Origin of the sequence: Paenibacillus sinopodophylli, from assembly GCF_005930355.1 — a bacterium.
Taxonomy (GTDB): Bacteria; Bacillota; Bacilli; order Paenibacillales; family Paenibacillaceae; genus Pristimantibacillus; species Pristimantibacillus sinopodophylli.
In genome coordinates, this window is sequence record NZ_VDBO01000031.1 from 1 (window position 1) to 6,827 (window position 6,827).

Consider the following 6,827-nt stretch of genomic DNA (forward strand, 5'->3'; position numbering starts at 1 on the left):
CACGTTTATCGTTAGCGGTTGGCTTGCGATTAACACGTCCCAGTAAAAAGGCTTTTTGATATTGCCTTAATGACTGAGTATTTGCTCCCCCCTCATAATCGGGGGCGTTATATTGAATACCATCATCTTCCCAAAAACAAATATCACAGATGTCATAGTTGCCTGGTGGCTCATAGTCTAGAGTTTTATAACCACAGCAAGGACATGTGTACTTCATATTTCTTGCCCCCATTAAACCTAATTTACTAAGTTCAGAAACTTAAAGTATTCGCAATATGATTAAACTATCATGCCCGTTAGGGTTCCTGTAGAGCGTTAATTTGCGCTTTGCATTAAAACGAGCGACTCCGGTACGATGGGGTAGTCACGAGTCATAGCCCTTTAGCCATCTTATGGAGGTCGCTCTATCTTGAATTTTAAAGCTCAAACCAAACAAAATCAACTGCTCGAACGCATTTCAACCCAGCACCTTTTCGTCGGTATCGATATCGCCCAACAGTCCCATGTTGCTCGCGCTGTCAACTTTCGTGGAATAACGATCGGCACTCCGCTTCACTTCTCCAACAACGATGCCGGCTTTTGGCAACTTCTGCAGTGGATGAAAGATATACAGAAAAACATCAACTAAACGACACCATTATCGGTATGGAACCTACAGGCCACTACTGGCTCAGCCTCGCTGCCTGGCTCAAAGACCGGAGCCTCGAGGTCGTATTAGTCAACCCTCATCTCGTCAAAAAGAACAGGGAAAACCGCGACAATACTCCCTCCAAAAGCGATATTAAGGATGCCTTGGTTATCGCCGACATAGTGAAAAACGGCTACTACACCATTATTAAAGAAACCAATGAAGTGTTCATGGAACTGCCTGTGCTCATGGCGAACCGAGAGACAATCGTCCATCGCCTCGTCAGCGTCAAAAACCAGATCCACCACTGGGTCGACATTATGTTTCCAAAAATGAGGCAGGTATACAAGCACCTTATTGGCTCCGGCTCGCTCGCTACACTGCGTCTCTTTCCAATACCTACTAATCTTGAAAAACTCTCCGTATGTCAAGTAATCGCCGGCTGGAAAACAGTCATGAAACGACACAGCGGTGAACGAAGAGCTGGTGAACTGCTGGCACTGGCAGCTCACTCGGTCGGCGCAAAGCATGCTGAGAAAGCCTACAAACTTCATATACAACAGCTCCTCGCCGAATACGATCTAGCTAAGGAGCAACTGCAGGTCATCGAGGATGAAGTCGCGGCTTTACTGGTCTGGATTCCGCTAGCCGAACCGCTACTAGCCATTAAGGGTATGAGTATCCTGTCAGTCGCCGGCATTCTCGGTGAAGCTGGGGACCTCAGTGGCTATGCATATGGTAACGCGTTGCTACTGCATGCCGGCCTTAACCTTGCTGAGGCAAGTTCAGGCAAATGGAAGGGCCAGATGTCCATCAGCAAACGTGGTCGACCTAGACTTCGACATGCCCTGTTCATGGCAACCATGACCCTCATTATGAACGATGATACGTTTAAACGACAGCACGAAGTGAATGTAAAGACGAAAAGCATGAAGCCCATGCGCTCCGTGATGAAGCTTTGCGGCAAGCTGGCTCGCATTCTGGTTGCCATAGCTCGCAGCGGTGAAGCTTACGAACCGAATCGAGCTCTGCCTATGAAACAGGTTGCTTAATCGCTTCACGTTCCGCACAAAAACTGGCTTATTCGTAGGATTTCAAGATTGCACGGAGTACCGGATTGCATTAAACAAAAGGGCATAGACCCGTACCGTTAGGAATACCGGCCTCCACCCTCTGGATAGGCGTAACGAAGGAATGAAAGGGCATAGACCCGTCGAGAAATGGGAGTGAAAGCCTCCGGAGGTGTGTGGAGCATATCAATAATAAAGGAGCGAAAACTCGCCCCTTCTGTTCCCGTATGCTCGCCGGATGCCCATTTAGACGGCTCTCGCCCCATTCTGTCCGGCTTACGATTTATCTTCTGGTGAAATCCTGCGAATAAGCGAGCATTCGTGAGAAAACTGCATCATACCGAGGGAGTTGAATGTTTGTTAATGTGATCAGTAAATTTAAATGCGTGTTGTAAACAACTTAGATGGTCTAGCTTAACACCAATCATATCATTGAATACTTCGTAAATTAGCTTTGCTAATTCTACTTCATTTGTGCATGCTATACACATTTGTATAATCAGGGTCTGTCAATAATTTTGTGTAAACTCTGTTACAGCTTCTCCCCCAAGGGAGAAATTATCTGAGATACTGACCGATACGATCCGGGAAGAAAACGGATAGCTGGAGGAGCATTTGTCCCCAATTTTGCACACGACCTGTCCACTTACGGGTCACATCCATGGTGGCCAGATAGAGCATTTTCAATAAGGAATCATCCGTTGGAAAGATGCTTTTTCCCTTCATCACCTTACGAAGCTGACGGTGGTAGCTCTCGATAATATTGGTTGTATAGATAATCTTGCGGATTTCAGCTGGATATTTGAAGAAAGTAGCAAGCTCGTCCCAGTTTTGGCGCCAAGAGCGCACAATGAGTGGATATTTGCTGCCCCATGCCTCCTCGAAACGATCTAGCTCTAGCAGAGCCATCTCTTCATTAACCGCTTTATAGATAGGCTTGAGGTCAGCTGTCACTTTTTTTAAATCCTTGTAAGAGACAAACCATGTGGAGTTGCGAATCTGATGAATGATGCATTTCTGGATTTCGGGGCTGCGGATAACAAGCAGAGATCGCTTGCGTAAAGCCGGTTAAGTTGTCTACACAGGTGATGAGAATATCTTGAACGCCGCGGTTTTTCAGATCATTTAAAACGTTAAGCCAGAACTTGGACGACTCATTCTCGCCAATCCACATGCCAAGCACATCTTTGCAGCCTTCGAGGTCAATACCAATGACTATGTAGGCAGCCTTGTTCACAATGGCACCATCCTGCTTGACTTTAAAGTGAATGGCATCCAGAAACACAACCGCATACACGGACTGCAGCGGCCGATTTTGCCATTCTTTAATAAGCGGAATAATCTTATTGGTTACGTTGGAAATGAAGGTTGGCGAGAGGTCAATCCCGTACAGATTCTGCAAATGATCTTGAATGTCTCGGGTGCTTACGCCTTTGGCATAGAGAGCCGTAATTTGATCCTCAATGCCTGTCACGTTCGATTGATGCTTCTTCACGACAAGCGGCTCAAACTCGCCTTCACGGTCACGAGGGATGCTGATTTCCTGTTCGCCATACTCACTCGTAATCCTTTTCTTGCTCTTGCCATTGCGACTGTTGCTGGTCTGTTTCTGCTGCATTTCATGCTTTTGATAGCCTAAATGAGCATCCATCTCGCCTTCGAGCATCTCTTGTAGCGTTTCGGCAAACAAATCTTTTAGCGCATTTTGAGCATCCTGAGCGGATACCAATTTGTTCTCCTTAATGAATGCCCGAAGTTGTTCCTTTGTCCATAATCCCATGTGTACTCCCCAACCTTTCTATTACTTCTATTTTAATAGATTTGGGAGTTTACACAAAGTATTTTACAGACTCGATTTCATCCCTGAGAGATTAAAACTTACAACTTAGATATTTTATTCTTGCGTTTTGTTTAATGATTCTTCTAATCCTTCAATTTCCTTAATCATTAATTGTAAATCCTTTGACTCCATCCTCATCTGTTCTAATAGATATTTAACGTATATGTTAGCTAACGAGTCTTTTATAATTATTCGTCTATATTCACCACTACTCTTATCAAAAAATCGATTCAGCTTTTCTGCTTCTTTTCTCGTAAAACTTTCATTTTCACTTATCCTTGCCTTTATTGTATGAATTGCTTCTTTAAAATTCATTTCATCCTCCCGTAAACGATTGAATATCAAAAAAACAACTGCAATACTAATTACCATCAAACCGACTATCAATAATTTTGATAATTTCATTTGTTGTTTACCTCAATTTGATTTTAATTAACTGTCCTTCTATCCAAGTAGTCAATTTATTGATTATTTCTTCTATCAGAGCCTTATCCTTGAAATACTTCTTTAAGAGACTCTCCGTTTGTGTCTTAAAATGTGGTTCTATGTACTTTCGCAGTTCAGCAGTTTGATGGTTATAAATACTCGCTTATTTGGACGAATCCACTTATGATCTGAATCCAATTCTCCATTGGAATTTCAAAACGATTAAAACTTTCGAAAGGTTCATACCCATTTTTATCGCGGGTCTTAAAAAGACAAATATATCATCTTCAATATAAACAGACTCAGCGTTTCTATAACCCTTTGTTAAAACACCTGGGAATAGTTCATAATAATTTTTTTTCTTCATTTGATTTAATCTTACTAAATGACCCAATCTAGGACTCCTTCCGTATATTTTATATGTTTAGCCGATAGCCAAAAGGAGTACAGCTATCGAATTAATTCATCCAAACCGAGCCGATCTATCAGAATGTCTCCATCTTGGAGTTTGAGCACAGCGCGTTCAGATTTATAGTCCCAGCCACTGCTAATGGCGTAATGAATTAACTTAGCACAAACCATTGGTTGGCAAAGATTCGTTGCCCAATTGATTTTCCAAGAGAATAAAATCAAGAAATATGATGTTTTCGTATTGGACGGATAAATCTTTAAACAAATGTGCTCGTTTTCAGACCTTTGGTCTATTACACAAAGAAATGGATAATCTTCCACTACAATTTTCTTAAATTCCTTTGTAAAGAGCTTCAATAGTATTAACTCTCCTCATTAAACCAATTCAGTTGGACTAGGCTGACTGGTCGGCTGCCGTTATCTCGTTTTAGAACTATCCTCTCCCATTATTTCAACGATAACAGCTTGTTTTCTGAATGTTTGAAACTTAATACCGGACCTTTCCCCCTCGGTTTCCAACCTTGTATGATTGCCTCTGATATAATAAAAGCTATTTCAGCAGACACCACGATTTTATTATTGAGTGATTCAACATTCGGAAACTCCACCCAAAATTCGTTGATATCTGACTCTATATCGACTCTGAGCAATTGCCCTTTTACTTCATCATGCTGAACGGTTAACTTAATAACACCTCTTGCTGATGGAGTGATTACCCATCTGAATGACTCTTGCCCGACAACAATCTTTCTTGACCCTTTTTTGCTAATTGTCATTGCTCCAACTCCAAATTTTAGTCCACTCAATTTAACACATATTGGAACTTAACTACCGGTTAGCTTAACGAGGCTGGGGAGTTATGCCGGCAGCTTTATTCTGGTGATTTGTTAAGCTATAGTCGCCGAGGGAGCTCAATCATTTATTTCATTTTCCTAGTTTACTGTTCATTCAATGCTCGGAGCTGCTGTTTCGTCCATAATCCCATGTGTACTCCCCAACCTTTCGTATATTTCCATTTTTATGGGTTTTGGAATTTACACAATCTATTTTACAGACTCGGGACAAATGCTCCTCCAGCTATCCGTCTTCTTCCCAGATCGTATCGGTCAGTATCTCAGATAATTTCTCCCCTGGGGGAGAAGCTGTAACAGAGTTTACACAAATTTATTGACAGACCCACTTTGCCTGCTAACTTCATAATACGAATCTATTTTACAGACTCGATTTTAAATTTACAGCATCTACAAAACCAATGCGATACGCTTTTCTTATAACTAAAAATTTTTGAGCACATATTTCTTCAAGCTCATATAGAGAGTGTTGAGCAGATTTAGGTATAATTTTATTAAGTTCTTTAACAATATCATTAAATCTTTCATCTAATTCCTCATTCTCCACTTCACATTCCTTCACAACTTCCCAACTTCTCTGTTCCAACTTGTAATTAATCCACTCCATCAACACTTAATTCTGTCTCCTCTCGCGCTAGTATTTGTAAATTAGTTTAAGCTATGTTTGTGCCTTACTTATCAATTAAATTAATAGTTAATTCAAATGCTTTCAAAAATAATATACGAATTATAAATCTAGAGATAATTTCACCTACGAATTTAAGTTTATAATTAATTCAATTTAATCTCATAAAGTACCACTTGTAAATGGAAATTCACGACCGTGAATTTTTCGAAACTTTCGACATATTTCGACACAAATCCCCTTGACATATTGATTTCATTTTATATATTTTCTATTTACGCTGTTATCTTAATTTTATTTAACAATTACTATATCAGGATTTATATCTATTATGAATCGTTCATATTTTTCGTACTTATAGAAAGCAATTACACATTTTTTAGTTCTTTTCATGAGTTCAATTTCGAAGAGAACTTCTTTTGTCATTCTATTTAATACTTTGATACTTCCGATATTAACCAGTATATTTCTATCTGCACTCAAAAACTTATATCCACTAGCATTTAGAACAACTGACCAATATTTTAAAGTACCCATCATATAATATTCTTCATTATGTGTATGAACAATTACTCGCTTTTTTTCTGAATCACTTTCAATATAAAAAATTTTTTTACACGCAATATTAAATAAACCCGATTTTCCATCTGCATCTCTAGTCACAGTTAACATATATATCTTCAACTTTACCCTTAGTAAGGCCGTTTGGTTTCCTACATCGGGTACTCCTTTTTATAATTTTTAATTAGTGATCGTTCTGCTACTCAGTAAACTCTGACTTTCCTCCGAATAGATGGACACAAATAAAACCTCTATAATAAATCATGGAGGGGGTCATATGGGACAACGGAAGAAATTTGACAAGGCATTTAAGGAGCAGGTAGTCCTGCGTATATTGACTGAAGAAACAACAGCCTCCGAAACAGCAAAGGAACTAGGCGTGCATTATACAACGGTTAAAGACTGGGTAAAGTTG

6 protein-coding genes and 2 pseudogenes are annotated in these 6,827 nt (G+C 40.1%); 2 read left to right on the forward strand and 6 right to left on the reverse strand.

Going from position 1 to position 6,827, the window contains the following annotated elements; genetic code table 11:
- Positions 1-217, reverse strand: a 217-nt coding sequence (locus FGT79_RS30295; RefSeq protein ID WP_138756544.1) for a CPCC family cysteine-rich protein, incomplete at its 3' end; no start/stop codon positions are given.
- 192 nt (positions 218-409) lie between these two features.
- On the opposite strand from FGT79_RS30295, the pseudogene FGT79_RS30300 reads away from it, so the two are divergent.
- Positions 410-1,680, forward strand: a pseudogene (locus FGT79_RS30300) (IS110 family RNA-guided transposase).
- Between the two features lie 576 nt (positions 1,681-2,256).
- Here the strand turns inward: FGT79_RS30300 and FGT79_RS30305 are convergent.
- The 5 genes and pseudogenes from FGT79_RS30305 to FGT79_RS30325 all read right to left on the reverse strand — a co-directional run bounded on the left by FGT79_RS30305 (position 2,257) and on the right by FGT79_RS30325 (position 6,523).
- A pseudogene (locus tag FGT79_RS30305) lies at positions 2,257-3,478 on the reverse strand (IS256 family transposase).
- Between the two features lie 114 nt (positions 3,479-3,592).
- On the reverse strand, positions 3,593-3,943 hold the full coding sequence (locus tag FGT79_RS30310; RefSeq protein WP_138756545.1) for a hypothetical protein: 351 nt from the start codon (positions 3,941-3,943) through the stop codon (positions 3,593-3,595).
- An 878-nt stretch (positions 3,944-4,821) separates the two neighbouring features.
- Complete coding sequence (locus tag FGT79_RS30315) at positions 4,822-5,151, reverse strand: hypothetical protein (protein ID WP_138756546.1); 330 nt, start codon at positions 5,149-5,151, stop codon at positions 4,822-4,824.
- A 436-nt stretch (positions 5,152-5,587) separates the two neighbouring features.
- Positions 5,588-5,839 (reverse strand): hypothetical protein, encoded by a 252-nt coding sequence (locus FGT79_RS30320; RefSeq protein ID WP_138756547.1) that lies wholly within the window; start codon positions 5,837-5,839, stop codon positions 5,588-5,590.
- 306 nt (positions 5,840-6,145) lie between these two features.
- Positions 6,146-6,523: a LytTR family transcriptional regulator DNA-binding domain-containing protein gene (locus FGT79_RS30325; RefSeq protein WP_138756548.1), complete on the reverse strand. Its 378-nt coding sequence runs from the start codon at positions 6,521-6,523 to the stop codon at positions 6,146-6,148.
- A gap of 166 nt (positions 6,524-6,689) precedes the next feature.
- Between FGT79_RS30325 and FGT79_RS32705 the strand changes: the two genes are divergently transcribed.
- The coding region (locus FGT79_RS32705; RefSeq protein WP_171056534.1) for a transposase at positions 6,690-6,827 on the forward strand (138 nt) is incomplete at its 3' end.

Bases quoted from the DNA above. Each gene is read 5' to 3' on its own strand.
- FGT79_RS30310 (WP_138756545.1), bottom strand. From the start codon at position 3,943: ATGAAATTATCAAAATTATTGATAGTCGGTTTGATGGTAATTAGTATT.
- FGT79_RS30315 (WP_138756546.1), bottom strand. From the start codon at position 5,151: ATGACAATTAGCAAAAAAGGGTCAAGAAAGATTGTTGTCGGGCAAGAG.
- FGT79_RS30325 (WP_138756548.1), bottom strand. From the start codon at position 6,523: ATGTTAACTGTGACTAGAGATGCAGATGGAAAATCGGGTTTATTTAAT.